The sequence below is a fragment of the Halomonas gemina genome, from assembly GCF_023554995.1.
Taxonomy (GTDB): Bacteria; Pseudomonadota; Gammaproteobacteria; order Pseudomonadales; family Halomonadaceae; genus Halomonas; species Halomonas gemina.
The window spans coordinates 165,393-191,111 of sequence record NZ_JAMJPK010000007.1 but is presented as its reverse complement, the minus strand read 5'-3'; the positions used below and the strand labels follow the sequence as shown (position 1 = coordinate 191,111).

Sequence of the window (25,719 nt, the reverse complement as noted above, 5' to 3'; positions counted from 1 at the left end):
GTCACCCCGCGGGGCTGACGCAAAATGTCGCAGGGTTGGCGGCGGGGTGACGTCGACCGCCCTGACGCGCTCCTATAGTCCTATACGGTGCGCCCGGTCGGTAAAGAAGATGCCGCTGGGCGATTCGCTCGAAAGCCGAGCGACCTCCTCCAGGGTGCGGGTGTCGTAGACCACCACCCGGTCGCTGTCGCGGGCCGAGATCCACACCTGCTCGCCCCGGGGCGTGAACTCCATGTGCAGCACCGCCTCGCCCGGTTCCAGGGTGGCGACGATCTCGCGGCGCTCGGTGTCGATCACCTGCACCACGTCGTTGTCGGGATGGGCGAAGTTGACCCACACCTGGCGCTGGTCCGGTCGAGACATCACGAAGATCGGCTGGCCATGGACGGCAATGCGCTCCTCCAGCGACCAGTCGTCGGTATCGGCGACCAGCACCTCGTGGCGACCCACTGCCGGTAGCCAGGCCGCGCCGCCGGCCATCGCCCAGCCCTCCAGGTGGGGCATCTTGTAGACCGGCAGGCGCTCCTCGCCGCGTCCGTAGTCGGGCAGGATGCGCTGCACCCCCGCCTCCGGGTGCCAGAGGTCGAGCAGCGCCAGGCCGTCCTCGCCGAACAGCCCGGCGATGTAGTAGCGCCCGTCGGGGCCGATCAGGGCATCGTAGGGCGCCTCGCCGACATCGGTGAAGCGCGTCACCTCGGGGGTGTCGCCGTTCATGTCGACCAGGTGGATCTCGCCGGCCTCGAACAGGCTGTAGACGAAGCGGTTGCCGGGGGCATCCACCAGGCCCACCACCTTGGAGCGCTGCGCCTCGCCCTTCTCGTTCCGGTAGGTGGCGGGGATCTCTGCTACCTCCGCCAGGGTTGCGCTGTCGAAGATCTTCACGCCACCCGGTTCGTAGTTGGCCACCGCCACCCGCGAGCCGTCCTGGGAGATGGCGCCGCCGATGCTGTTGCCCGACTGCATCACCCGGTGGGTGATCTCCCCGGTGAGCAGGTCGACGCGGCTCAGCCCGCCGTCGCGGCCGAAGACGAAGGCGTAGCGGGCGTCGCGCGAGAACTTCACCGAGGCGTGGGACAGGTCACCCAGCCCCTCCACCCGCTCGAGGATCCGGTGGTGGCTGGTATCCACCACCGCCAGGCTGCCGGTGGCACGCTCCACCACCACACCCAGGTCGCCGGTGCCGCGCAATTCGGCAGGTGGGGTGGCCTGGCAGCCGGCCAGCAGGGCGAGCAACGAGACGGCGGCGAGGGGCGTGCGAAGGGCTGGGGGAATCATGGCCATGGGCGATCTACTCATCCAGGGGGTTGTCGTTCTGAAGGTGGTCGGCGAGCCAGCGGGCCTCCTCCTCGGTCAGCAGGCCGGCCCAGCCGGGCATGGCGGTGCCGGCAACGCCGTTGAGGATCAGCGCGGCCAGGCCGTCGCGGCTGTAGGCGTTCATGCGTGACTCGGGCAGCGCCGGGCCGAGGCCGCCGCGCAGCGTCATGCCGTGGCAGGAACCGCAGTCCTGGTAGAGCAGGGTCTCGAGCTCCTGCTCCCGTTCGGCGGAGAGCGAGCCATCGGCCAGGGCGGCCACCGGTAACCAGCAGAGCGCCAGCAGCAAGTGGCGGGGGGCGGGCAGGGGCATGGCATCTCCTCGGGGCAGGCAGGGCCCGGTGTCGTGGCTGGTGGCAGTGTCACCGCTGGCGGCCGGGCGTGCCTTGACGGGTGTCAAAGCATCGCCCTGCAGGGCCCATGAAGCATGATCCCTCGGGGCTCGCAATGTCTCTTTGGAGGTAGGCCGGAGTCCCTTTGACACAGGTCAACCTTGGCGGGGAAAGCGGCGCGGGACCCGTTAAAGATGCATGAATTATACGCGTTTATGGGCCAATCTCTGGCGCAGGAAGGTCATCGGCCGTACAGCTTCGGGTGGCCATCCGGCGAACGACAACAATGACTCGCCCATGACCTGGCGACAGCGCATTCAAGGATCATGACAGAGGTGGAACGATGATGAAAAAAGACTGGTATCTCAAGCCCCTGGCGGTGGCGGTGACCACCGTCGCCCTGGGGATCAGTGCGGCCCAGGCGCAGGATGGCCACAAGGACGTCGACGAGTCCCAGAGCGCCTACCAGGGCGCGGCGTCGGCCGTGGATCCGGCTTCTGCCAAGGCGGTGCGCACCCCCGGGGCGCCGGACCTGGCCGAGGCCGAGTTCGAGAAGGCCAAGGAGATCTACTTCCAGCGCTGCGCCGGTTGCCACGGCGTGCTGCGCAAGGGGGCCACCGGCAAGCCGCTGACCACCGACATCACCCAGGAGCGCGGCCTGGAGTACCTCAAGGCGTTCATTACCTACGGCTCCGCGGCCGGCATGCCCAACTGGGGCACCTCGGGCGACCTCACCGACGACGAAGTCGAGCTGATGGCCAAGTACATCATGCACGAGCCGCCGACGCCGCCCGAGTTCGGCATGCCCGAGATGATGGACACCTGGGAGGTGAAGGTCGCCCCCGAGGATCGCCCCACCGAACAGATGAACGACCTGGAGATCGAGAACCTGTTCTCGGTCACCCTGCGTGACGCCGGCCAGATCGCCCTGATCGACGGCGGCACCAAGGAGATCGTCAAGATCCTCGACACCGGCTATGCGGTGCACATCTCGCGCATGTCCGCCTCGGGCCGCTACCTGTTCGTCATCGGCCGCGACGCCAAGGTGGACATGATCGACCTGTGGATGGAGGAGCCGCAGATCGTCGCCACCATCAAGATCGGCATGGAGGCACGCTCCGTCGAGACCTCCAAGTTCGAGGGCTACGAGGATGACCTGGCGATCGCCGGCGCCTACTGGCCGCCCCAGTACGTGATCATGGACGGCGAGACCCTGGAGCCGAAGAAGATCGTCAGCACCCGCGGCATGACCGTGGACACCCAGGAGTACCACCCGGAGCCCCGCGTGGCGGCCATCGTGGCCTCCCACCAGCACCCGGAGTTCATCGTCAACGTCAAGGAGACCGGCAAGGTCCAGCTGGTCAACTACGAGAACCTGGACGCTCTCTCCACCGTCGAGATCGACACCTCACGCTTCCTGCACGATGGCGGCTGGGACGCCTCGGGCCGCTACTTCCTCACCGCGGCCAACGAGTCCAACCAGATCGTGGTCATCGATGCCCAGGAGCGTGAGCTCGAGGCCATCGTCGACGTGGGCAAGATTCCCCACCCGGGGCGCGGTGCCAACTTCGTCGATCCCGAGCATGGCCCGGTGTGGGCCACCAGCCACCTGGGCGACGCCTCCATCCAGCTGATCGGCACCGATCCGGAAGGCCACCCCGACAACGCCTGGCAGGTGGTGCGCACCCTGGATGGCCAGGGCGGCGGCTCGCTGTTCATCAAGACCCACCCGGAGTCCGACAACCTCTATGTCGACACCGCCCTCAACCCCAGTGAGGGACCCAGCCAGAGCGTGGCGGTCTTCGATGTCAACGACCTGGAGGCGGGCTACGAGGTGCTGCCGATCGCCGAGTGGGCCGACGTGGGCGAGGGCGTCAAGCGCGTCGTGCAGCCGGAGTACAACAAGGCCGGCGACGAGGTGTGGTTCTCCGTCTGGAACACCATGGACGAGACCTCCGCGTTGGTGATCGTGGATGACAAGACACGCGAGCTGAAGCACGTGATCAAGGACGAGCGTCTGGTCACCCCGACCGGCAAGTTCAACGTGATCAACACCCAGAAAGACATCTACTGATCGGGAGCCGGCGGCGGGCGCAAGCCCGCCGCCACCCGCTGCAAGTGAGCTGTGCCGATGCATTGCCAAGCCCCGTACTGCCAAGTTCAAGAGCTCGATACCCTGGATCGTCGCCTGGTCGATAGCTACCAGCGCGGCCTGCCGGTCTGTACCCGCCCCTTCCACACCGTGGCCGAGCGCCTGGGCACCTCCGAGGCCGAGGTGATCGCGCGGCTGGAGCGGCTGCAGGCGCTGGGCGTGCTCAGCCGCGTGGGGCCGGTATTCGACCATGCAAGGGCCGGCGCCAGTCTGCTCGCCGCCGTGGCCGTGCCCGAGGCCGAGCGCGATGCCTTGGCAGAGCTCATCAACGCCGCCCCCGGCGTCAACCACAACTACGCTCGGGAACATGACTATAACCTCTGGTTCGTGATGACCGCGCCGGACGAGCCCGAGCTCGAGGCGCGGCTCGACGCCCTGGAGACGCGCCTGGGCGTGCCGATCCTGCGCCTGCCGATGCTGGAGGGCTTCCATATCGACCTCTCCTTCCCCATTCCCTGGGCCGAACTGGAGCGCACATGAGCACCGCGACCCCGCTGTCCCTCGACACCGCCCGCGTGCCCGGCGAGCCGGATGCCCATCGCCGCCTGCGCGCCCTGCTGGAACAGGGGCTGCCGCTCACCCCGCGCCCCTGGCGCACCCTGGCCGAGCAGGCCGGCCTCGCCGAGGATGAGGTGATGGCCTGCGTACGCCGCTGGCAGGCCGAGGGGCTGATCAAGCGCCTCGGGCTGGTGGTGCGCCATCGCCGCCTGGGGATCCAGGCCAATGCCATGGTGGTGTGGGACGTGCCGGACGAGCGGGTCGCCCTGGTGGGCCGTCGCCTCGCCCGGGAGACCGCGGTGACGCTCTGCTACCGCCGTCCGCGGCAACTCCCCGACTGGCCCTACAACCTCTTCTGCATGATCCACGGCGCCCGTCGCGAGCGGGTGCTGGCAGAGCTTGCCGCCATCGTCGAACGCTTGGGCCTGGGCGAGCTGGAGCACCGGGTGCTGTTCAGCACCCACGCCTATCGCCAGTGTGGCGGCCGCTACGTGAGGGAGGGGGAGGCATGACCCTCGACGACCTGGACGCCGTCGATCGTCGCCTGATCAACCGCCTGCAGGACGGCCTGCCGCTGGTGGCACGCCCCTATGCAGCGGTGGCCGGGGAGTTGGGCATCGCCGAGGGTGACCTGCTCTATCGCCTCGAGCGCCTGCGCGAGGGCGGTGTGCTGAGCCGCTTCGGTCCCATGTACCACGCCGAGCGGCTGGGCGGTGGCCTGACCCTGGCAGCGCTGGCGGTGCCCGAGGCCGACTATGAGCGGGTCACTGATACGGTCAACGCCTTCCCCGAGGTGGCCCACAACTATCGCCGCGAGCACGCCCTCAACATGTGGTTCGTGCTGGCCACCGAGACCCCCGAGGCCATCGCCGAGACCATCGCCGGCATCGAGGCGGCCACCGGCCTGCCGGTCTACAACATGCCCAAGGAGGAGGAGTTCCATGTCCGTCTCCACCTGCCCGTCTAGGCCGGACCCGGATGGCGATGTACCCGAGCGCGATGCCCGGGGCCTCGACGCCGCCGACCGCGCCATCGTGCTGGCCACCCAGGCCGGCCTGCCGCTGGTCCCCGACCCCTGGGGGGCGGTGGGCCGCGAGGTGGGCATGAGCGGCGAGGCGGTGCTCGAGCGCATGCGGGCGATGCAGGAGCGCGGGGTGATCCGCCGGGTCGCCGCGGTGCCCAACCACTACCGGCTCGGCTACGTGGCCAACGGCATGACGGTGTGGGACGTCGACGACGCCCAGATCGACCGCCTGGGCCGCGAGGTGGCCGCCATCGAGGGCGTCAGCCACTGCTACCGCCGCCCGCGTCACCTCCCCCACTGGCCCTACAACCTGTTCGCCATGCTCCACGGCTGCAGCCGGGAGGAGGTCGAGCGCCAGGCGGCGGTGCTGCGCGAGCGCCTGGGCGAGGCGTGTCGTGACCACCGCATCCTCTACAGCTCGCGCATCCTCAAGAAGACCGGTCTGCGCCTGGCGCGCCGCGTCCCGCAAGAGTAACGAAGGCAGGAGAACGCCATGTTCCGCGTCACCCGCTATATCAAGACATTGATGGAGCCGGGTCCCATCCCTCCGGCGCGCAAGCCCCCCGGCCCGGTGGTGATCTGGAACCTGATCCGTCGCTGCAACCTGACCTGCAAGCACTGCTACACCACCTCCGCGGACATCGACTTCGCCGGTGAGCTCTCCACCGCCGAGGCCCATGCGGTGCTCGACGACCTCGCCGCCTTCCGGGTGCCGGCGCTGATCCTCTCCGGAGGCGAGCCGCTGATGCGCCCGGATATCTTCGAGCTGTCGCGGCGCTCCCGTGCGCTGGGGATCTACACCGGGCTCTCCACCAACGGCACCCTGATCACCGAGGAGAACATCGACGAGATCGCCGATGTGGGCTACGACTACGTGGGCATCAGCATCGACGGTCTGGAGGAGACCCACGACGTCATCCGCCAGCGCAAGGGCGCCTTCCGTGAGTCCATGCATGCGGTGAAGCTGTGCAAGGCGCGCGGCATCAAGGTGGGGCTGCGCTTCACCCTGACCCGCGAGAACTACGAGCAGCTCGGCGATATCCTGGCCCTGCTTGACGAGCACGACGTCGACAAGTTCTACCTCTCGCACCTCAACTACGGTGGCCGCGGCCGGCGCCACAGCAAGCAGGACGCCTGGCACCAGATGACCCGCGACGCCATGACCCGGCTATTCGACCACTGCCGAGCGGAGCTCGAGCGCGGCGTGGAGCGCGAGTACGTCACCGGCAACAATGATGCTGACGGCCCCTTCCTGCTGATGTGGGCCCGCGAGCACTTCCCCGACCAGGTCGAGGCCCTGGAGCGGCGGCTGCTCAACTGGGGCGGCAACGCCTCCGGCGAACATATCGCCAACATCGACAACCTGGGCCACGTCCACCCCGACACCTTCTGGTGGGACCACGACCTGGGCAGCGTCCGCGAGCGGCCCTTCTCCTCGATCTGGCGCGACACCCGGGACCCGCTGATGGTCGGCTTCCGCCAGCGCCCGCGGCCGCTCAAGGGGCGCTGCGGCGAGTGCCATTTCCTGCCGATCTGCAACGGCAACACCCGGGTGCGGGCCTGGAAGGTCTCCGGTGACCCCTGGGAAGAGGATCCCGGCTGCTACCTGACCAACCGCGAGATCGGCGTCGCCGACGCGGGCGAGCGCCGTATCTCCGCTCCCTATGAGGCCATCCAGGCCGTCGAAATCCAGTAAGGCTTGCGAGGAATTCCGCCATGCCGTCACGTCGCGTTTCCTATGATCTCGCCGAGTCGCCCTTGGCCCCAGGCGAGGTGGCCATCGTTGGTGCCGGGCCCGGCGACCCGGGGCTCTTGACCCTGCGGGCCCTGTCGCTGCTCGAGCAGGCCGATTGCCTGGTCTTCGACCGCCTGGTCTCCAGGGAGGTGCTGGCCCTGGCGAGCCCCAGGGCCCGGCGCTTCTACGTGGGCAAGGCCTCGCGCTGCCATGCCCTGACCCAGGACGAGACCAATGCCCTGCTGGTGCGCCTGGCCGGGGAGGGCAAGCGGGTCGTACGGCTCAAGGGTGGCGATCCCTACATCTTCGGTCGCGGCGGCGAGGAGGCCGAGGTGCTGGTCGAGCATGGCATCCATTTCCGGGTGGTGCCGGGGATCACCTCCGCCCAGGGCTGTGCCGCCTACGGCGGCTTCCCGTTGACCCATCGCGACCATGCCCAGAGCGTCACTTTCGTCACCGGCCACTGCAAGGGCGACGGCGACCTGGCCCTGGACTGGACCTCCCTGGCGGTGCCCCATCACACGGCGGTCTTCTACATGGGGCTGGCCAATGCCGAACTCATCAGCCGCAAGCTTCAGGACCACGGCCTGCCCGCGGACCATCCGGTGGCCTTGGTGGAGCGGGGCACCACCCCCGAGCAGCGCCAGGTGATCACCTGTCTGGGCGAGCTGGTCGAGACCATCGCGCGCGAGGGGCTCAGGCCGCCCACCCTGATCGTGGTGGGCGAGGTGGTGCGCCTGGCCGACACCCTGGCCCAGCCGGCCCCCAAGGAGGCGATCTTCGCCGAGGGCGAGACCCTGGAACTGGTGCGCGAGCGGATTGCCCTGTGAAACGCGTCCTTCCCCTCCGGATGTTCCTGCAGGCCCTTGCGGCGACGCTGCTGGTCACGGTCATGGTGCCGGCCGGTGCCGACGACATCCGCACCCTCTATCAGTCGCAGTGCGCCTCCTGTCATGGCGAGGAGCGCCTGGGCGGCATCGGCCCGGCGCTGCTGCCGGGCAACCTCTCGCGGCTCAAGCCGCAGGCCGCCGAGGCGGTGATCCGCGACGGTCGACCGGCCAGCCAGATGCCGGCGTTCGGCGAGCAGCTCGACGAGGGCCAGATCGCCTCCCTGGCCGAGTGGCTCTACCGCGCGCCCGAAGTGGAGCCCACCTGGGGGCGCGACGAGATCCTCGACAGCCACCAGGTCATTCATCCCGATGGATCGCTGCCGGATGAGCCGCTTTTCGACGCCGACCCGCTCAACCTGTTCATCGTGGTGGAGACAGGCGACCACCACGCCAGCCTGCTCGACGGCGACACCTTCGAGCCGATCCACCGCTTCGAGACCCGCTATGCCCTGCACGGCGGGCCCAAGTACACCCCCGACGGACGCTACGTCTTCTTCGGCTCCCGGGATGGCTGGATCACCAAGTACGACATCTACAATATGGAGGTGGTGGCCGAGGTCCGCGCCGGCATCAACATGCGCAACATCGCCGTCTCCGCCGATGGCCGCTACGTGATGGCCGCCAACTACCTGCCCCACAGCCTGGTGCTGTTCGATGCCCACAACCTCGACCTGATGAAGGTCTATCCGGTGGTGGGCGAGGAGGGCGAAAGCTCCCGGGTCAGCGCCGTCTATGCCGCGCCGCCGCGGGGCAGCTTCATCGCCGCCCTCAAGGATATCGAGGAGGTGTGGGAGATCCCCTGGCCGCTGCCCACCGAGCCGGTGGTCTCCACCGGCCATATGGCCACCCCGCTCGAGCAGCGCCGCGGGCATGACACGCCCAACTTCCAGGTGCGGCGCATTCCGGTGCCCGACTACCTGGACGACTTCTTCTTCGACCTCGACTATACGCATGTCATCGGCGCCTCCCGAGGCGGCCAGGGCGATGGCCAGGGCGGCATGGTGGTCAACCTGGACAGCGGCGAGAAGGTCGCCGACCTGCCGCTGGAAGGCATGCCCCACCTCGGCTCGGGGATCACCTGGGAGCACGAGGGGCGCCGCGTCATGGCCACGCCCCATCTCACCCGGGCGGCGGTGTCGATCATCGACATGACCACCTGGGAGGTGATCAAGACCCTGGAGACCGATGGTCCCGGCTTCTTCATGCGCAGTCATGCCAACTCCCCCTATGTCTGGGTGGACGTCTTCTTCGGCCCCCACCGTGACCGCGTCCACGTGATCGACAAGGCGAGCCTCGAGATCGTCGAGACGCTGACTCCCGAGCCCGGCAAGACCGCCGCCCACGTGGAGTTCGACCGCCATGGCGAGAAGCTGCTGTTGAGCCTCTGGGAAGAGGACGGCGCGGTGATCGTCTATGACGGCGACACCCTGGAGGAGGAGAAGCGCATTCCCATGAGCAAGCCCTCCGGCAAGTACAACGTCTGGAACAAGACGCGGTACGAAGAGGGCACCAGCCATTAATCTCCATAAGAAGTATTATTGATACCTGTCATGGAAGGCGTGCCGGGAGTGGGGCACAATGGCCATAACCAAGCGTTTCAGTCGGGTATGGTGCCATGCAATCGACCTCCTCCTCTTCCCTCCGCTCCTCCACGCTGTCGCGCCTGCCGGTGGCGCGCCTCGCCTTCCGCCCCTTCTTCCTGCTGGCCGCGCTGTTCAGCGTGCTCTCCATGGGGGTGTGGTTCGCCTTCTGGCACGGCGACGTCCTGCTGCGTCCCTTCGGTGGCCTGGTGTTCTGGCACCAGCACGAGATGCTGTTCGGCTTCGCCGCCTCCGTGGTGGCGGGTTTCCTGCTTACCGCGGTACAGAACTGGACCGGCCTGCCCAGCCTCAAGGGGGGGGCGCTGCTGGTCCTGGTCGGGGTGTGGCTGGCCGGGCGGCTACTGATGGCCGTTCCCCTGGGCCTGCCGGCCTGGCTGCCGGTGCTGGTCGACATGGCGTTCCTGCCGGTTGTGGCGGGAGTGATGGCCCGGCTGGTCATCGCCGCGAAGCGCTGGCGCAACCTGGTCTTCCTGCCGGCCCTGGGGCTGCTGACGCTGGCCAACCTGGCCATGCACCTGGGGGTATTGACCGGCGACGCCGAGCTGATCCGTCAGGCCGCCTACCTGGCGGTGCTGCTGTTCACCCTGCTGATGGTGGTGGTGGGCGGCCGGGTGATCGCCATGTTCACCGCCAACCGCCTGGGGCTGACCCGCAGGCCGCCGATCCCGGCGCTGGAGACCCTGAGCCTCGGCAGCGTGATGGCGGTGGTGGTGGGCCAGCTGCTGGTGATGCTCGGCGTGGCGGTCCCCGACGCCCTGCTGGCGACCCTGATGGGTCTGGCCGCCCTGGCCAACGCCGTGCGGCTGTCGCGCTGGGGAGGGCTCCACAGCTGGCGCGAGCCGCTGCTCTGGGGGCTGCACCTGAGCTACGCCTTCATCCCCGTGGGCCTGGCCATGTGGGCCCTGGCGCTGCTCGCCGGCAACCGCGCCGACGCCGCGCTGCACGCCCTGACCATCGGCGGCATGGGCACCATGATGCTGGCGATGATGTCGCGGGTCTCGCTGGGCCACACGGCGCGTCCCATCCGCACCCTGCCGGGCATCGGGGTGGCCCTGGGGCTGATGGTGGCCGCGGCCCTGCTGCGCTCGCCGGTACTGGCGCTCTTTCCGCAGATCACCCACTGGACCTACAACCTGGGCATCATCTTCTGGTGCCTGGCCTACGTCATCTTCCTGTTCCACTATACGGGGCCGCTGCTGTCGGCCCGGGCCGACGGCAAGGACGGCTAGTCAAGGGCTGGGGAGCGCGACATGATCGAACACTATGTGCTGATCAAGCACCTGCACGTCACCGCCGCCAGCCTGAGCATCCTCTTCTTCATGCTGAGGGCCTGGTGGTCGGTGCGCGAGGCAGCGGTGCTGCAGACGCGCTGGGTGAGGGTGGCGCCACACCTCATCGACACCACCCTGCTGGTGCTGGGCGTGGTGCTGATGGTGATGCTCTCGCTGTGGCCCCACCAGCACCCCTGGCTGGCTGCCAAGCTGATCGCCCTGCTGGCCTATATCGGCCTGGGCACGGTGGCGATCAAGCGCGGCAGGACGCCGCGGACGAGAGCCGTCACCGCCCTGGCCGCGGTGGCCACCTTCGCCTACATGCTGGGCGCGGCGATCCGCCACAGCCCGCTCTCCTGGCTGGCGTGACGCAGGGGGCGGCCGTGCTGGCCTATACTGTCCCGGCCACTCTTTTCAGAAGGATGATCTCATGTCGAAACAGGAACTTCCCGCCGGCGCCGGCCAGGTGGCCGAGCACTACCCCGAGATCTGGGAGGCCTACGCCGAGCTGGGCCGGGCCTGTGCCGAGTCCGGCCCGCTGGACGCGCGCACGCGCCGGCTGGTCAAGCTGGCGCTGGCCGTGGGCGCACGCTCCGAGGGCGCCGTGCACTCCCACGTGCGTCGCGGCCTGGAGGAGGGCGAATCCGCCGAGTCCCTCAAGCAGGTGGCCATGCTGGCCATCCCCACACTGGGCCTGCCCAGCGGTGTCGCGGCCCTGACCTGGATCGAGGACATCACCGAATCCTGACCCCCGGCGGCCCTAGGGCTACTGGGACAAGCGTTTAATCGCCGGCTGGCGACGAGACTCCGGGGTCTGCTAGTTTCGAGGCTGCTGCATCAGCAATACTCGACATAACAGAACCTGGAGTCCTTTCATGCGGTACAACAACAAGACACTGCTCTCTCTTTCTGCTGCTGCCCTCTGTGTCGGCATGGTCTCGTCCGCCTCGGCGGCCACCCTGGACGAGGTGAAGGAGCGCGGCGAGCTGCGCTGTGGCGTCAACGTGGGCCTCTCCGGCTTCTCCTCGCCCGACGAGAACGGCACCTGGCAGGGACTGGACGTGGAGACCTGCCGTGGCATCGCCGCCGCCATCTTCGATGATCCTGAGGCGGTCTCCTTCACGCCGCTGACCGCCAAGGAGCGCTTCACCGCCCTGCAGTCCGGCGAGATCGACGTCCTCTCGCGCAACACCACCTGGACCGCGACCCGCGACAATTCGCTGGGCATGAACTTCACCGCCACCACCTTCTACGATGGCCAGGGCTTCATGGTGGCCAAGGACCTGGGTATCGAGGGGCCCGAGCAGTTCGACGGTGCCTCGATCTGCATCCAGTCCGGCACCACCCACGAGCTCAACCTGGCCGACTACTTCCCGTCGCGCAATATCGAGATCCAGACCGTCACCTTCGACACCCCCGACCAGACCGCCCAGGGCTTCGCCAGTGGCCGCTGTGACATTTTGACCTCCGATACCTCTCAGCTCAGCGCCCTGCGCCTGCAACTGCCGGAACCGGACAGCGTCGAGATCCTCGAGACGCTGATCTCCAAGGAGCCGCTCGGCCCCGTGGTGCGCCAGGGCGACGACCAGTGGTTCGATATCGTCAAGTGGTCGATCTTCGCCATGGTCAATGCCGAGGAGCTCGAGGTGAACAGCGACAACGTCGACGACATGAAGGCCGACCCGCCCAACCCCAAGGTGGCCCGCCTGCTGGGCGTCGAGGGTAACTACGGTGAGGATATGGGCATCGGCAAGGACTGGGCCTACAACATCATCAAGCACGTAGGCAACTACGGCGAGGTGTTCGCCAGCACCGTGGGCGAGGACTCCCCCATGCAGATCAGCCGCGGCGTTAACGCGCTGTGGAACGAGGGCGGCATCCTCTACGCACCGCCGGTCCGCTGACCCACCCTGAACGTCCAATGACCGGGCACCACGCATGGCGACATGCGTGGTGCCGTTTCGGGTACGTCTGCGAGGCTCGATATGCTGCGTTCTTCCTCACGGGAGCGGGGGCCGCTATGGCGTGACCCCAGCTTTCGCGCCCTGCTGGTGCAGGGCATCCTGCTGCTGGCGCTGGGGGCGTTCATTGCCATGGTGGTGTCGAATACCCTGGCCAACCTCGAGGCCCGGGGGATCACCACCGGCTTCGGCTTCCTCCAGGACCGGGCCGGCTTCTCCATCCCCCAGACCCTGATCGAATACTCCGGCGACAGCACCTATGCCCGCACCTTCGTGGTGGGGCTGCTCAATACCCTGCTGGTCTCGGCCATGGGCATCGTGGCGGCGACCCTGATCGGCTTCGCCGTGGGCATCGCCCGGCTGTCGCCCAACTGGCTGCTGGCCCGACTGGCCACCGCCTACGTGGAGATCTTCCGTAACATCCCGCTGCTGGTTCAGATCCTGTTCTGGTACTTCGCCGTGCTGCAGGCCCTGCCCAGTCCGCGCAATAGCCATTCGCTGCTCGAGGTGGCTTTTCTCAACGTGCGCGGCGTGGTGCTGCCCGACCCTCAGCCGCTGGCCGGCTTCGCCGCTACCCCTTGGGCGCTGCTGGTGGCGGTGATCGCCACCGGTCTCCTGGTGCGCTTCGCAAGGCGCCGCCAGGCGCAGACCGGCAAGGCGTTGCCGGTGTTCAAGCTGGGCGCCCTGCTGCTGATCGGCCTGCCGCTTGCTACCTTCCTGGTCACCGGCATGCCGCTGGAGTGGTCCATTCCCGAGCTCAAGGGCTTCAACTTCCAGGGCGGCGTGACGGTGCTTCCCGAGCTGATGGCCCTGTGGCTGGCGCTCTCGATCTACACCGCCTCCTTCATTGCCGAGATCGTGCGCTCGGGCATCCAGTCGGTGCCCCAGGGGCAGGTGGAGGCGGCCAAGGCGCTGAGCCTGCCGGCTGGCATCATTCTGCGCAAGGTGGTGATTCCCCAGGCGATGCGGGTGATCGTGCCGCAGCTGACCAGCCAGCACCTCAACCTGATCAAGAACTCCTCGCTGGCCACGGCGATCGGCTACCCGGACCTGGTGGCGGTGTTCTCCGGCACGGCGCTCAACCAGACCGGGCAGGCCATCGAGATCGTCGCCATGACCATGGCCGTTTACCTGCTGATTAACCTGGTGGTGTCCGCGCTGATGAACCTCTACAACGCGCGCACCCTGCTCAAGGAGCGGTGACATGGAAACGACCACGAACGTGACCGAGATGGTCGCCGAGCGCCGGCCCCCCGACCTGCGCCGTGGCCTGCTCGGCTGGCTGCATGCCAACCTCTTCAATACGCCGCTCAACGGCGCGGTGACCGTGGTGACGCTGACGCTGCTGGCCTGGCTGCTGTGGCCGGCGCTGCAGTGGGCGGTATTCCAGGCCGACTGGCTCGGCGACTCCCGGGAGGCGTGCAGCGGCGAGGGGGCCTGCTGGGTGTTCATCAGCGCCCGCTTCGAGTCGATCGTCTATGGCTTCTATCCCCCGGCCGAGCGCTGGCGGGTGGACCTGGTCTTCGTCCTTCTGGCGGTGCTGATTGCCTGGCTGGCGATCCCGCGCCTGCCCGCCAAGCGCTGGGTGGGGTTTTTCGCCCTGGTGGGCTTTCCGGTGGTGGCCTTCTTCCTGCTGGTGGGCGGCAGCTTCGGCCTCGAACACGTGCCGACCCGCAACTGGGGCGGCGTGATGCTGACCCTGACCATTGCCATCGTGGGGATCGTCGGCTCGCTGCCCATCGGCGTGGTGCTGGCGCTGGGGCGGCGCTCGCAGATGCCGCTGGTGCGTGGCTTCAGCGTGGTATTCATCGAGTTCTGGCGCGGTGTGCCGCTGATCACCGTGCTCTTCATGGCCTCGGTGATGCTGCCGTTGTTCGTGCCGACCCAGGTGGAGTTCGACAAGCTGCTGCGCGCCCTGGTCGGCATCATGCTCTTCTGGAGTGCCTACATGGCCGAGGTGGTGCGCGGCGGGCTGCAGGCGATACCCCGGGGGCAGGAGGAAGCCGCCAAGGCGCTGGGCATGGGCTACTGGCATCGCATGGCGCTGATCGTCTTGCCCCAGGCGCTCAAGCTGGTCATTCCCGGGATCGTCAATACCTTCATCGCACTGTTCAAGGATACCTCGCTGGTGCTGATCATCGGGCTCTTCGACCTGCTGGCGATCATCCGTGCGGGCCTGACCGACAGCAACTGGCTGGGGTTCGCCACCGAGGGCTATGTCTTCGCCGCCCTGGTGTTCTGGGTGTTCTGCTTCAGCATGTCGCGCTACAGCCAGTATATCGAACGGCGCCTGCATACCGGCCACCGGAACTGACAACAACGAACGGGACCCTCTCATGAACCAGGCAACTGCCGCCCGGGCCGACTCGCCCATGATCGAGATCACCGGGCTCAACAAGTGGTATGGCGACTTCCACGTGCTGCGCGACATCGACCTGACGGTCGCCCAGGGCGAGCGCATCGTCATCTGTGGCCCCTCGGGCTCGGGAAAGTCGACGCTGATCCGCTGCATCAACCACCTCGAGGAACATCAGGAGGGGCGGATCGTGGTCAATGGCCTGACCATGACCCGGGATGTGAAGCGCATCGAGCAGATCCGCCGCAACGTCGGCATGGTGTTCCAGCACTTCAACCTCTTTCCCCACCTGAGCGTGCTGGACAACTGCTGCATCTCCCAGACCTGGGTGCAGAAGAAGCCACGCGCCGAGGCCGAGCGCACGGCGATGGAGATCCTCGAGCGGGTGCAGATCGCTGACCAGGCCCTCAAGTACCCGGGTCAGCTCTCCGGCGGCCAGCAGCAGCGGGTGGCCATTGCCCGGGCACTGTGCATGCAGCCGGAGGTGATGCTCTTCGACGAGCCGACCTCGGCGCTGGACCCGGAGATGATCAAGGAGGTGCTCGACGTCATGGTCGAGCTGGCCCGCGAGGGCATGACCATGCTCTGCGTGACCCACGAGATGGGGTTCGCCAAGACCGTGGCCGACCGGGTCATCTTCATGGATCAGGGGCAGATCATCGAGCAGGCGCCCCCCGAGACCTTCTTCAACCACCCCAAGTCCGAGCGCACCCAGCTGTTCCTCAGCCAGATCCTCGGCCACTGAGCCCCTGCCGGGCGACAGCCAGCCGGCCGTCGCCCGCCTTCCTTTCCCGGAAATTGACCGGCGTCAAAGCCTCACCCCATGCTCTGCTGCTACGCTTAACATGTATCTTCGATACATCTTAAAAGGGACGCAGGGCTGCATGCCGTGAGGGGCGGCGGCACTGCCACACGAGCAAGGGGGTATGGTCCATGGCCGACGGTCTCACCAAGTCGGCGGCCCGCAACATCTTCTACGGCGGGTCGCTGTTCTTCTTTCTGCTGTTTGCCGCGCTGACGGCTCACAGCCACTGGTACATGGTCAACACGTCCACCGACAGCGAGGGGCTCACCGAGTCCGTCAAGCACGGCAAGGAAGTGTGGGAAAAGAACATGTGCATCAACTGCCACAGCATCATGGGCGAGGGCGCCTACTTCGCGCCGGAGCTGGGCAATGTCTGGGAGCGCTACGGAGGACACCAGAATCCGGAAGCGGCCCGGGCGGGTCTCGCTGCCTGGATCCGCGCCCAGCCGCTGGGGGGCGAGGGACGCCGCCAGATGCCGGCCTACGACTTCAGCGAGGAGGAAATGCAGGCGCTGATCGACTTCCTGGAGTGGACCGACGGTATCGACGACCAGGACTGGCCGCCGCACCCCGCCGGCTGACCCGCCGGACCGCCGGATCGCCGGATCGCGGATCAATCAAGGAGAACGACACCGATGAAATACGAAACCCAGAAGGTGGCCTTGCCATTCTTCATGGTGGCCATGGCGCTCTTCGCGCTGCAGATCGTCTTCGGGCTGCTGGCCGCCTCTGTCTATGTCTGGCCGAACTTCATGGCCGAGATCATGCCTTTCAACATCATGCGCGTCAGCCACACCAACCTGCTGATCGTGTGGCTGCTGATCGGCTTCATGGGCGCCACCTACTACCTGATGCCGGAAGAGGCCGAACGTGAGACACACAGCCCCACCATCGCCTATATCCAGCTGGCGATCTTCGCCTTCGCCGGCGCCGCGGCGCTGGTCGGCTACCAGTTCGGGATCCACGAGGGGCGTGAGTTCCTGGAGCAGCCGTTCTGGGTCAAGGTGCTGATCACCATCTCCTTCCTGATGTTCCTGTTCAACACCAGCATGACCCTGCTCAAGGGCCGCCGGACCGCCATCAACCTGGTGCTGATGCTGGGCCTCTGGCTGGCCGCGGTGTTCTGGCTGTTCGCCTTCTACAACCCCACCAACCTCGCCGTGGACAAGCTCTACTGGTGGTGGGTGGTGCACCTCTGGGTCGAGGGCGTATGGGAGCTGATCATGGCGGCGCTGCTGGGCTACCTGCTGATCAAGATGACGGGTGTCGACCGTGAGGTGATCGAGAAGTGGCTCTATATCATCGTCGGCCTATCGTTGTTCTCGGGCCTGCTGGGTACCGGCCACCACTACTACTGGATCGGTGCGCCGAGCTACTGGCAGCCCATCGGCAGCATCTTCTCCACCCTGGAGGTGATTCCCTTCTTCGCCATGGTGGTGTTCGCCTTCACCATGTTCTGGAAGGGCAGCCGCAACCACCCCAACAAGGCCGCCATGCTGTGGGCCTTGGGTTGCCCGACCGTGGCCTTCTTCGGCGCCGGCGTGTGGGGCTTCATGCACACCCTGCACTGGGTCAACTACTACAGCCACGGCACCCAGGTCACCGCCGCCCATGGCCACCTGGCCTTCTACGGGGCCTATGTGATGTTGATGCTCGGCATCATCACCTTCGCCATGCCGCATCTGCGTCGCATCCAGCCCTACAACCAGGTGATGAACATGTGGGGCTTCTGGATCGTGACCGGGGCCATGTGCTTCATGACCTTCACGTTGACCTTCGCCGGCGTCGTCCAGACCCACCTGCAGCGCGTGCTGGGCATGAACTACATGGAGGTGCAGGATCAGCTGTTGCTGTTCTACGGCATGCGCCTGGGCGCCGGTATCGCCGTGGCCATCGGTAGCTGCCTGCTGCTCTACGCCTTCTTCGGCCCGGCCCGCGAGCAGGTCCCCGCAGGCGGCACCCAGTTGACCGCAGGCCCCGAGCGCGCCTGACCCCCGAGGGCCCCGCACGGGGCCCTCTTCGATTGACCCTGACGGGAGACTCACCATGTCCCTCTCCACCGCGGCGGCACAGCCCGCTGACCAGGAGATTCCCTACTACGAGAGCGTGGGCAACGAGTGCGCCATGTTCGAACATGCCTTCGAGCAGCGTCTGCCGCTGCTGCTCAAGGGGCCCACCGGCTGTGGCAAGACCCGCTTCGTCAGCCATATGGCGGCCCGGCTCGGCAAGCCACTGTTTACCGTTTCCTGCCACGACGACCTCACCGCCGCCGACCTCACCGGTCGCTACCTGTTGCAGGGCGGCGAGACCCGCTGGGTCGACGGTCCGCTGACCCGTGCCGTGCGCGAGGGCGGCATCTGCTACCTCGACGAGGTGGTCGAGGCGCGCAAGGACGTCACCGTGGTGCTGCACCCGCTCACCGACGACCGCCGCCTGCTGCCGCTGGAGCGCACCGGTGAGCTGCTCGAGGCGCCGGACGACTTCATGCTGGTGGTCTCCTACAACCCCGGCTACCAGCACATCCTCAAGTCCCTGAAGCCGAGCACCCGCCAGCGCTTCGTGGCGATGTCCTTCGATTTCCCGCCGCCGAAGGTAGAGCGCGATATCGTGGCCCGCGAGAGCGGCCTCGAGCCCGAGCGCTGCAGCGCGCTCGTCAACCTGGCGGCCAGCTTGCGTGCCATGAAGGGCCAGGACCTCGAGGAAGGCGTCTCCACCCGATTGCTGGTCTACTGCGCCACCCTGATCCAGGCCGGCATGCCGATTCGCGAGGCGGCGCGCGCCACCTTGGTGGAGCCGCTATCCGACGATGCCGACGTCCAGGAGGGCCTCATGGAAGCCATCCAGGCCACTTTCGGTTGAGGGCTGATCATGCTGGACTTTCTTGAGGTAGAGGAGACCTTCGGCCGCTACTGGCACCGCTGGGCCTCCGGGGCGGCGAGCTATCCCGACCACCCCGAGGCGGCGGTCAGCCTCGAGAGCCTGCGGCCCATGCTCGGCGTCTTCTTCCGCGCCGGCGGTGGCGAGCCGGGCATCGAGGTGGCCGCCATCGCCCGGCGCGCCTCGGCCCACCGGCTGAGCCTGCGCCAGCGCCTGGGCCTCGACGAGGAGGCCCTCGACCAGGCCCGTCGCGACGAGGAGAACCTGCTGCTGCCGCCGCGCCTGGCGCTGTTCCCCGAGGCCTCCCTCAACCGCGACCTCTACCTGTGGCTGACCGCCTACCTGGCCGAGGCGCGGTCGCTGACCCTGCCCGCCGACCCGCTGCAGGCCGACCTGGCGCGGCTGCGCGAGGCGCGGCGCACCGCCCGCGCCGCCCTGGCACGCTTTCCGGGGCTGACCGAGCGCTACGTGCGGCTATGCGGCGAGCTGCTCGTCATTCGCCCGGGGCGCAAGCGACTGCCGCCCATGGAAACGGCCCTGGAGGCGGCGCTATGCGCCGAGCTGGGTGCCCCCGATCCCGAGGAGGCCTGGGCCGCGGCCATGCAGCGCGCCATTCGCGAGTCCGACTTCCCGCTGGAGGAGTTTCGTGCCCCGCGGGGCTATCGCCCACCGCTGCCGGTGCCGCTGTGGGGACAGGCGGTCATCCTGGGCACCCGCGATGGCGCCCGCGAGGAGAGCGTGGACGACGACGAGGAGCTGGTCAGCGCCGGCGCCTCGCCCGATGATGACCATGGCAAGCGCCAGGCCGACCGTCGCGAGCAGGACCAGGCCGACCGCGACGACCCGTTGATGCTCAACAACATGGAGAAGATGCTCTCCTGGGCGGAGATGGTGAACCTCAACCGCCATGTGGACGACGACGAGGAGGAGGATGCGCGTCAGGCGGCCGACCAGATGGACGAGATCGTGCTCAGCTCCAACCGCAAGAAGGCCGCCTCCAGGCTTAAGCTGGACCTCGACCTGGCGCCCGACGAGGCCGGCGGCGGTCGTCTCAAGGGGCGCCATCCCTACCCCGAGTGGAACCACCGCAAGCAGGCCTACCTGCCCGACCACTGCCTGGTGGTGAGCGATGTGCAGAGCGAGGAGGGCGAGGACTGGGCGCCCGACGAGGCGACCCGCCGGCGCGTCCGCCGGGTGCGCCGCGAGTTCGAGGCGCTGCGCCCGCGGCGCGAGATCCTGCGTGGCCAGCTGGATGGCAGCGAGCTCGACATGGATGCGGTGATCCGCTCGCGCTGCGACCTTGCCGCCACCGGCGAGGCCAGCGACCGGCTCTACATGGCCAGCCGCACCCAGGCCCGCGACCTGGCAGTATCGATCCTGGTGGATGTCTCGCTCTCCACCGAGGCGTGGCTGCAGGATCGTCGCGTGCTGGACGTGGCCAAGGAGGCGCTGCTGGTGCTGGGCCATGGCCTGGCCGGCTGCGGCGACGACTATTCGATCCACAGCTTCACCTCCCAGCGCCGCCACAAGGTGTGGGTCAATACCCTCAAGACGTTCGACGAACCCATGGGCGACCGAGTCTCGCGGCGCATCGCGGCGCTCAGGCCGGGCAGCTATACCCGCATGGGCCCGGCCATTCGCCACCTCACCAAGCAGCTGAGCGAGCGTCCCAACCGCCACCGGCTGCTGCTGCTGCTCACCGACGGCAAGCCCAACGACAACGACTACTACGAGGGGCGCTACGGCATCGAGGACACCCGCAAGGCGGTGCTCGAGGCGCGGCGCCAGGAGGTGCGGGTGTTCGGGGTGACCATCGATCGCGAGGCGGGGCAGTATATCCCCCACCTGTTCGGCCGTGGCGGCTACGCCATCGTCCAGCGCCCCGAGCACCTGTCGCTGGCGCTGCCCGGCATCTACCGCCAGATCATCGCCAGTTGAACCTGTTGTCCGTCGAACCACCGCCGAGGAAACGCGCCATGACCCTTCGAAGCCGACTGATCCTCGCCGTCGCGGCCTGGTGCCTGATCGCCGTGGCGCTGGTGCTGCCGCTGGTATGGCTGATCAACAACCGCGACTGGGGCATCGGCCTGATGCTCGTGGTGCCCTTCGTCGTCTACGGCCTGATGCGCCTGGGCCGTGCCCTGGAGAGCTGGGCGCGGGCGACGCCGCCGCCGAGTCATGAGGGCACTCGGGACTGAGCGCCCGCGGCGCTACGGCGAGCCGTCCCTGGCATAGACTCGCTTCCCGGACACGAAGGTCTGTTGCGGCTGGAGGTCGCTGTCGAGCAGGGTCACGTCGGCATCGAAACCTGTGGCCAGGCGGCCCTTGCGCTCATGCAGCCCCAGCACCCGGGCCACATGGCCCGAGATCAGCCCCAGGGCCTGGTCGAGTGGCAGCACCTCCTCGCGCACCAGGCGCTGCCAGTCCGCCATCAGGGTGGTATTGCGCGCCACCCGCATGCCGATGTAGTTACCCTGGGTATCGAACTCGGGCAGACTGCCGTTGCAGTCGGAACTCATGGTGATGCGCTCGACCGGCACGCCGCGCTTCAGCAGGAACGACACCGCACCGAAGCCGCTCAGATCCTCCTCGTCGGCGTCATCGAAGGCGGTCACATCCACGCTGGCATTGAAAGCCAGCGCATAGTCGGCGGCCTCCTCGAGCAGCGCGCGGTGGCGGTTCACGTGGGTGGGGATCACCTGCTCGGCGGGAATCTCGGTCTCCGCGAGCAGCCGGCGTAGCGGCTCCAGGCCGCGCTTGCCGTCGCCGACATGGAAGTGGCAGATGCCGCGCTTGCCGGCCAGCATGGCACCGACGCGCACCTCGCTGACCAGCCGCGCGATCTCATCCTGGCGGGGCTGGCTGGAGCGGTGGTCCGAGATCGCCAGCTCGCCCAGGCCGATGACCTCGGGGATCCAGGCCAGGTCGCGCTGCACGTCGCCGGTGAGGGTCGGTGGTGGCACGCGATACGACCCCGTGTACATGTAGGCCGCGATGCCCTCGGCCCTGAGCCCACGGACCTTGGCCAGCAGGTCCGCGGGCGAGCGGCTGATGCCGTCGGTACCCAGCACCCCCACCACGGTGCCGATGCCCATGGCGGCGATCTCCTGGGCGGTGATCTCCGGGCAGCGGGTGCCGCAGCCACCCTCGCCACCGCCGCCGGTGACATGCACATGCTGGTCGATAAAGGCGGGCACAGCGGTAAGCTCCGGGGCCTCTATGAGCCTGACGGGCCATCCTTCTGGGATCACGAGATCGCGACCGAGCGCCGCGATCCGCCCGTCGGCGATCAGTAGGTCGGTGGCCTCGAGCGGCTCCGGCGCGAAGAGGCGTCCGACGCGCAGCAGGGTCAGCAAGGGGGCGTCACGATCCTCGGGGGGCATCATGGCGACGCATCCGTGGGGGCATTCGCCGCCGGCGGCGAGAAACGGCGGCCTTTCAGTCGCTCGATGGCGCCCTCGACATCGTCGATCAGCAGCACCAGCAGGTCGCCTTCACCTGCCTCATCGAAGGCCCGATCGACTGCCTGAGACTCTTCCAGGATGATCTCCACTCGGCAGGCACCCGGTACCGATTCGGCACCGTCGCGCAACAGGCGAGCGGCGTCACCGGGGGCGCGTCCGCGGGCATCGGTCTCGTAGATGAAGACGACGTCGTGCATCCGGGCGAGCAGAATGCCCAGCGTGAACAGGTCCTCGTCGCGGCGATTGCCCGGGGCGCTGGCCACGCTGATGCGTCGCCGGGCCGGAATGCAGCCGACCAGTTCGCTCAGGGCCTCGAGGGCGGGGACATTGTGCCCGTAGTCGATCAGCACCTTCATGCCGTTGGCGTCGATGAGGTTGGTGCGGCCGGGGTTCTGCCCGGGGGTGGGGTGGAAGGTCTGCAGGCCCCGCTGGATATCGGCGATGGAAAGGCCCAGGGCGTAGGCGGCCGCGCTGGCGGCCAGGGCATTGGCGACATTGAAGCGGGCATGGCCCTCGAAGGTGATCGGCACGTCCACCACCGGGATCACCTCGGCCTCGACATGGCCCTGGCGCATCACGATGCGTTCATTGTGGACGGTAAAGGCGACCCCCTGGTCGCGGACATGCCGACGGACGGGGCGCGAGTCGGGGTCCAGCGTGAAGAAGATGATATCGCCACGGGCCCACTCCTGGCCGGCCAGCACCCTGGGATCATCGGCGTTGAGCACGGCCGTCCCGCCCTGGCGCACGGCATCGATCACCACCGTCTTGCAGCGCGCCAGCTCGTCGAGGGTATGGATGTCGTGCTCGCCAAGGTGGTCGCTGGCGATGTTGAGCAATACGCCCACGTCGCACTCGTCGAACCCCAGGCCGCGGCGCATGATGCCGCCGCGGGCTACCTCGAGCACGGCGCACTCGACCGTGGGCTCGCGCAGCACGATCGCGGCCGCCTGGGGGCCGCTGTAGTCGCCGCGCAGGATCACATGGTTGTCGACCTCGATGGTCCCGGTGCAGGCCATGCCGACATTGCGTCCCGCCTGGCGCAGCAGGTGCGAGAGCAGGCGCACCGTGGTGGTCTTGCCATTGGTGCCGGTGATCGCCGCGATGGGGATGCGCCCCGTGGACTCTCCGTCGGGGAACAGCATGTCGATCACCGGGCGACCGACATCGCGGCCCTCCCCGTGTGTGGGTGAGAGGTGCATGCGAAAGCCTGGCCCGGCATTGACCTCGACCACGGCGGCGGACTGCTCCTCCAGGGGGCGGGTCAGGGTCTCGGCCAGCAGGTCGATGCCGATGATGTCGAGCCCCACCAGCCGCGCGATGCGCTCCGCCACGTAGCGCACTTCCGGATGGACATCGTCGGTCACGTCCGTGGCCGTGCCCCCGGTACTCAGGTTCGCCGTGGGCTTGAGGAAGACCATCTCGCCGGCCGAGATCACGCTCTGCAGGGTCAGGTTCTGCTGGTCGATCAGCCGCAGCGACTGCTCGTCCAACTGGATCTGGGTCAGCAGGTTCTCGTGACCGATGCCGCGGCGCGGGTCGCGGTTCTCCGCGTCGACCAGGGCCTGCAGGGTGGCGACGCCATCGCCGACCACATGCGCCGGGCGACGCCGAGCCGCGGCCACCAGCTTGCCGTCGATGACCAGCAGGCGATGGTCCTCGCCGCGGATGTACTGCTCGACGATCACCGAGGGATTGCGATGGGCGGCGATCTCGAAGGCATCGCACAGCGAGTGGTCGTCCTCGATGTTGGTGCTTACGCCGCGGCCATGGTTGCCGATGACCGGCTTGACCGCGACGGGATAGCCGATGTCGTGGACGGCGTCGAGCGCCTCATCGAAGGAGTCGCACACCCGCCCCCGGGGGACCGGAATACCGGCATCGCCGAGCACCTGCTTGGTCCACTCCTTGTCGTCGGCGATGCCGAAGCCGATCAGGTCCGTGCGGCCGGTCACCGTCGCCTGGATACGCTGCTGCCGATGGCCATGACCGAACTGGATGTAGCTGTTCTCCTCGCTCAAGCGGGTATGGGGAATGCCCCGCTGATTGGCGGCGTTGACGATCGCTGCCGTGGAGGGCCCCAGCATGTGGGCGTCGCGCACCTGCCTGAGGCGGTCGATGATCGCTGGCATGTCGATCGCCTCGCCGGCGAAGAGTCGCTCGACGAGGTTGACGGCCTCGACGCCGGCGGCCAGGCCACAGGCCTCGTCTCGGTAGCGGTAGACCACGTTGTAGATGCCGGGCTCGTAGCTGTCGATGGACTTGCCGTAGCCCACCGAGAAGCCGATCAGGTTCTGCAGCTCGATCGCCACATGTTCGACGACATGGCCGGCCCAGGTGCCACGTTCCAGCCGCTCCAGGAAGCCGCCGGGCCGGCCCACCGAGCATCGGTGCTCCTGCAGGGTCGGCAGCAGGGCGGTAAGCCGCTCGACGATTCCGGGGACGGTATCGCTGGGCTTCTCCTCGAGTTCGCCGATGTCCAGACGCATGAAGATCGCCGGGTAGCGGCTGTAGTAGTTGGGGCCGCGCAGGGCCCGGTGCTCGAGAATGTTCATCGACGCTCCGCGAGAATGGCAGCGAGTTCGTGGGGGACGAGATAGCGCCGCGCCTCTACGTCGAACCCGTGGCCGCTGACCATCGCATGGAGGATCATGTGCTCGACGGCCACCGGAGCGCCCATGGAGAGGTCGGCGATGTTCGAACTCGCCAGGTCCCGGCTGTCGATGAGGATGACATGGCCCGGGCCGATGGCCTCGAGGATGCCGTGGGGGTGGATGATCACGCCGGCATCCTCGCCAAGGCCCACCCCCAGGTGCTCCGGGTTGCTTGCCCCGACCTCCATCAGGCGTGTGAAGCGCCCGCGCTCGAGGAAGTGGCTGTCGATGATGAGGCCATCGACCAGCCCCAGGCCGAAGGTCATGTTGACGGCGCCCTTGCGCAGGGCATCGGCCGCGGCGCCGTTGTAGATCATGGTGCCCGGCATGGCCGCTGCGCCGGCACTGGTCCCGGCCACCACTGCGCCGTTATCGAGGCGTTCACGGATGGCCGCCAGAACCGGGGACCCCCCCAGGATATTGGTCAGGCGCAGCTGATCACCGCCGGTGAAGAAGATGACGCCGCTCTGCTCGATCAGGCGAACGGTGTCATCCTCGGCCGCCTGCTTGCGGTCCCGGATCCCCAGCAGATGGACACGACTGGCGCCCAGGCGAGAGAAGGCCGCTTCGTAGTCGGGCAGCACCTCGTCGGGAATGCCGCTCGCGGTGGCGATGACGGCGACCTCGTCATGGCCCTCGGGGGCCAGGGCAAACACCTGTTTCAGGATATCGAGATCGGATTTCCTGTCCTCGGCACCACCAATGGCCACGAGGTTGCCGGACGCTGAGTAGAGTGGGTACATCATATCTCCTTCGTCGCCCAGCGACGCTGCCGAGCCAACGCAGCA

The 25,719-nt window shown here is 67.7% G+C and carries 25 protein-coding genes; 20 read left to right on the top strand and 5 right to left on the bottom strand.

Annotated elements, in window-relative coordinates:
- Window positions 1–72: 72 nt before the first annotated feature.
- Window positions 73–1,281: a cytochrome D1 domain-containing protein gene (locus M8009_RS15945; RefSeq protein WP_284047865.1), complete on the bottom strand. Its 1,209-nt coding sequence runs from the start codon at window positions 1,279–1,281 to the stop codon at window positions 73–75.
- Between the two features lie 7 nt (window positions 1,282–1,288).
- Window positions 1,289–1,624 carry a c-type cytochrome gene (locus M8009_RS15940; protein WP_250062986.1) on the bottom strand — a complete coding sequence of 112 codons (336 nt, stop codon included), beginning with the start codon at window positions 1,622–1,624 and terminating at the stop codon, window positions 1,289–1,291.
- A gap of 362 nt (window positions 1,625–1,986) precedes the next feature.
- Here M8009_RS15940 and M8009_RS15935 point away from each other — a divergent pair, with 362 nt between their 5' ends.
- The 20 genes from M8009_RS15935 to M8009_RS15840 all read left to right on the top strand — a co-directional run bounded on the left by M8009_RS15935 (window position 1,987) and on the right by M8009_RS15840 (window position 21,011).
- Window positions 1,987–3,717: a cytochrome D1 domain-containing protein gene (locus M8009_RS15935; protein WP_430886919.1), complete on the top strand. Its 1,731-nt coding sequence runs from the start codon at window positions 1,987–1,989 to the stop codon at window positions 3,715–3,717.
- Window positions 3,718–3,774: 57 nt separating this feature from the next.
- On the top strand, window positions 3,775–4,275 hold the full coding sequence (locus M8009_RS15930) for an AsnC family transcriptional regulator (RefSeq protein WP_250062984.1): 501 nt from the start codon (window positions 3,775–3,777) through the stop codon (window positions 4,273–4,275).
- Complete coding sequence (gene ahbB, locus M8009_RS15925) at window positions 4,272–4,805, top strand: siroheme decarboxylase subunit beta (RefSeq protein ID WP_250062982.1); 534 nt, start codon at window positions 4,272–4,274, stop codon at window positions 4,803–4,805. Before M8009_RS15930 ends, ahbB (M8009_RS15925) begins: the two co-directional genes overlap by 4 nt.
- The gene (locus M8009_RS15920) at window positions 4,802–5,260 is read left to right on the top strand and encodes an Lrp/AsnC family transcriptional regulator (protein WP_250062980.1); all 459 of its coding nucleotides are present in this window, start codon (window positions 4,802–4,804) and stop codon (window positions 5,258–5,260) included. Before ahbB (M8009_RS15925) ends, M8009_RS15920 begins: the two co-directional genes overlap by 4 nt.
- Window positions 5,235–5,792, top strand: a complete 558-nt coding sequence (gene ahbB, locus M8009_RS15915) for a siroheme decarboxylase subunit beta (RefSeq protein ID WP_250062978.1) — start codon at window positions 5,235–5,237, stop codon at window positions 5,790–5,792. The genes M8009_RS15920 and ahbB (M8009_RS15915) overlap by 26 nt, the downstream gene beginning before the upstream one ends.
- 18 nt (window positions 5,793–5,810) lie before the next feature.
- Complete coding sequence (nirJ, locus tag M8009_RS15910; protein WP_250062976.1) at window positions 5,811–7,013, top strand: heme d1 biosynthesis radical SAM protein NirJ; 1,203 nt, start codon at window positions 5,811–5,813, stop codon at window positions 7,011–7,013.
- Between the two features lie 20 nt (window positions 7,014–7,033).
- On the top strand, window positions 7,034–7,882 hold the full coding sequence (gene cobA / locus M8009_RS15905) for a uroporphyrinogen-III C-methyltransferase (RefSeq protein ID WP_250062975.1): 849 nt from the start codon (window positions 7,034–7,036) through the stop codon (window positions 7,880–7,882).
- Entirely contained in the window at window positions 7,879–9,462 is a 1,584-nt protein-coding gene (locus M8009_RS15900) for a cytochrome D1 domain-containing protein (protein WP_250062973.1), read from the top strand. The genes cobA and M8009_RS15900 overlap by 4 nt, the downstream gene beginning before the upstream one ends.
- A gap of 95 nt (window positions 9,463–9,557) precedes the next feature.
- Window positions 9,558–10,772, top strand: coding sequence for an NnrS family protein (locus M8009_RS15895; protein ID WP_250062971.1), 1,215 nt, complete (start codon window positions 9,558–9,560; stop codon window positions 10,770–10,772).
- A gap of 24 nt (window positions 10,773–10,796) precedes the next feature.
- On the top strand, window positions 10,797–11,183 hold the full coding sequence (locus M8009_RS15890; RefSeq protein WP_250063092.1) for a SirB2 family protein: 387 nt from the start codon (window positions 10,797–10,799) through the stop codon (window positions 11,181–11,183).
- Window positions 11,184–11,244: 61 nt separating this feature from the next.
- A complete protein-coding gene (locus M8009_RS15885) occupies window positions 11,245–11,562 on the top strand; it encodes a carboxymuconolactone decarboxylase family protein (RefSeq protein ID WP_250062970.1) in 318 nt (105 codons plus the stop codon).
- Window positions 11,563–11,689: 127 nt separating this feature from the next.
- Window positions 11,690–12,718, top strand: coding sequence for an amino acid ABC transporter substrate-binding protein (locus M8009_RS15880; protein WP_250062968.1), 1,029 nt, complete (start codon window positions 11,690–11,692; stop codon window positions 12,716–12,718).
- Window positions 12,719–12,799: 81 nt separating this feature from the next.
- Window positions 12,800–13,978: an amino acid ABC transporter permease gene (locus M8009_RS15875; protein WP_250062966.1), complete on the top strand. Its 1,179-nt coding sequence runs from the start codon at window positions 12,800–12,802 to the stop codon at window positions 13,976–13,978.
- Between the two features lie 28 nt (window positions 13,979–14,006).
- Window positions 14,007–15,089, top strand: a complete 1,083-nt coding sequence (locus M8009_RS15870) for an amino acid ABC transporter permease (protein WP_250063090.1) — start codon at window positions 14,007–14,009, stop codon at window positions 15,087–15,089.
- A gap of 58 nt (window positions 15,090–15,147) precedes the next feature.
- Window positions 15,148–15,876, top strand: a complete 729-nt coding sequence (locus tag M8009_RS15865; protein WP_250063088.1) for an amino acid ABC transporter ATP-binding protein — start codon at window positions 15,148–15,150, stop codon at window positions 15,874–15,876.
- A gap of 188 nt (window positions 15,877–16,064) precedes the next feature.
- The gene (locus tag M8009_RS15860; RefSeq protein WP_250062964.1) at window positions 16,065–16,517 is read left to right on the top strand and encodes a c-type cytochrome; all 453 of its coding nucleotides are present in this window, start codon (window positions 16,065–16,067) and stop codon (window positions 16,515–16,517) included.
- A 54-nt stretch (window positions 16,518–16,571) separates the two neighbouring features.
- Window positions 16,572–17,927, top strand: coding sequence for a cbb3-type cytochrome c oxidase subunit I (locus M8009_RS15855; protein ID WP_250062963.1), 1,356 nt, complete (start codon window positions 16,572–16,574; stop codon window positions 17,925–17,927).
- 55 nt (window positions 17,928–17,982) lie between these two features.
- Window positions 17,983–18,795, top strand: coding sequence for a CbbQ/NirQ/NorQ/GpvN family protein (locus tag M8009_RS15850; RefSeq protein WP_250062961.1), 813 nt, complete (start codon window positions 17,983–17,985; stop codon window positions 18,793–18,795).
- A gap of 9 nt (window positions 18,796–18,804) precedes the next feature.
- Window positions 18,805–20,751 (top strand): nitric oxide reductase activation protein NorD, encoded by a 1,947-nt coding sequence (locus tag M8009_RS15845; protein WP_250062959.1) that lies wholly within the window; start codon window positions 18,805–18,807, stop codon window positions 20,749–20,751.
- A gap of 38 nt (window positions 20,752–20,789) precedes the next feature.
- Window positions 20,790–21,011: a hypothetical protein gene (locus M8009_RS15840; protein ID WP_250062957.1), complete on the top strand. Its 222-nt coding sequence runs from the start codon at window positions 20,790–20,792 to the stop codon at window positions 21,009–21,011.
- A 12-nt stretch (window positions 21,012–21,023) separates the two neighbouring features.
- Here the strand turns inward: M8009_RS15840 and iadA are convergent, their stop codons facing one another.
- The 3 genes from iadA to M8009_RS15825 are packed head-to-tail and all read right to left on the bottom strand — an operon-like array spanning window position 21,024 to window position 25,674.
- Entirely contained in the window at window positions 21,024–22,199 is a 1,176-nt protein-coding gene (gene iadA, locus M8009_RS15835; RefSeq protein WP_250062955.1) for a beta-aspartyl-peptidase, read from the bottom strand.
- The gene (gene cphA / locus M8009_RS15830; RefSeq protein WP_250062953.1) at window positions 22,196–24,832 is read right to left on the bottom strand and encodes a cyanophycin synthetase; all 2,637 of its coding nucleotides are present in this window, start codon (window positions 24,830–24,832) and stop codon (window positions 22,196–22,198) included. Before cphA ends, iadA begins: the two co-directional genes overlap by 4 nt.
- Window positions 24,829–25,674, bottom strand: a complete 846-nt coding sequence (locus M8009_RS15825; protein ID WP_250062951.1) for a cyanophycinase — start codon at window positions 25,672–25,674, stop codon at window positions 24,829–24,831. The genes cphA and M8009_RS15825 overlap by 4 nt, the downstream gene beginning before the upstream one ends.
- Window positions 25,675–25,719: the final 45 nt, after the last annotated feature.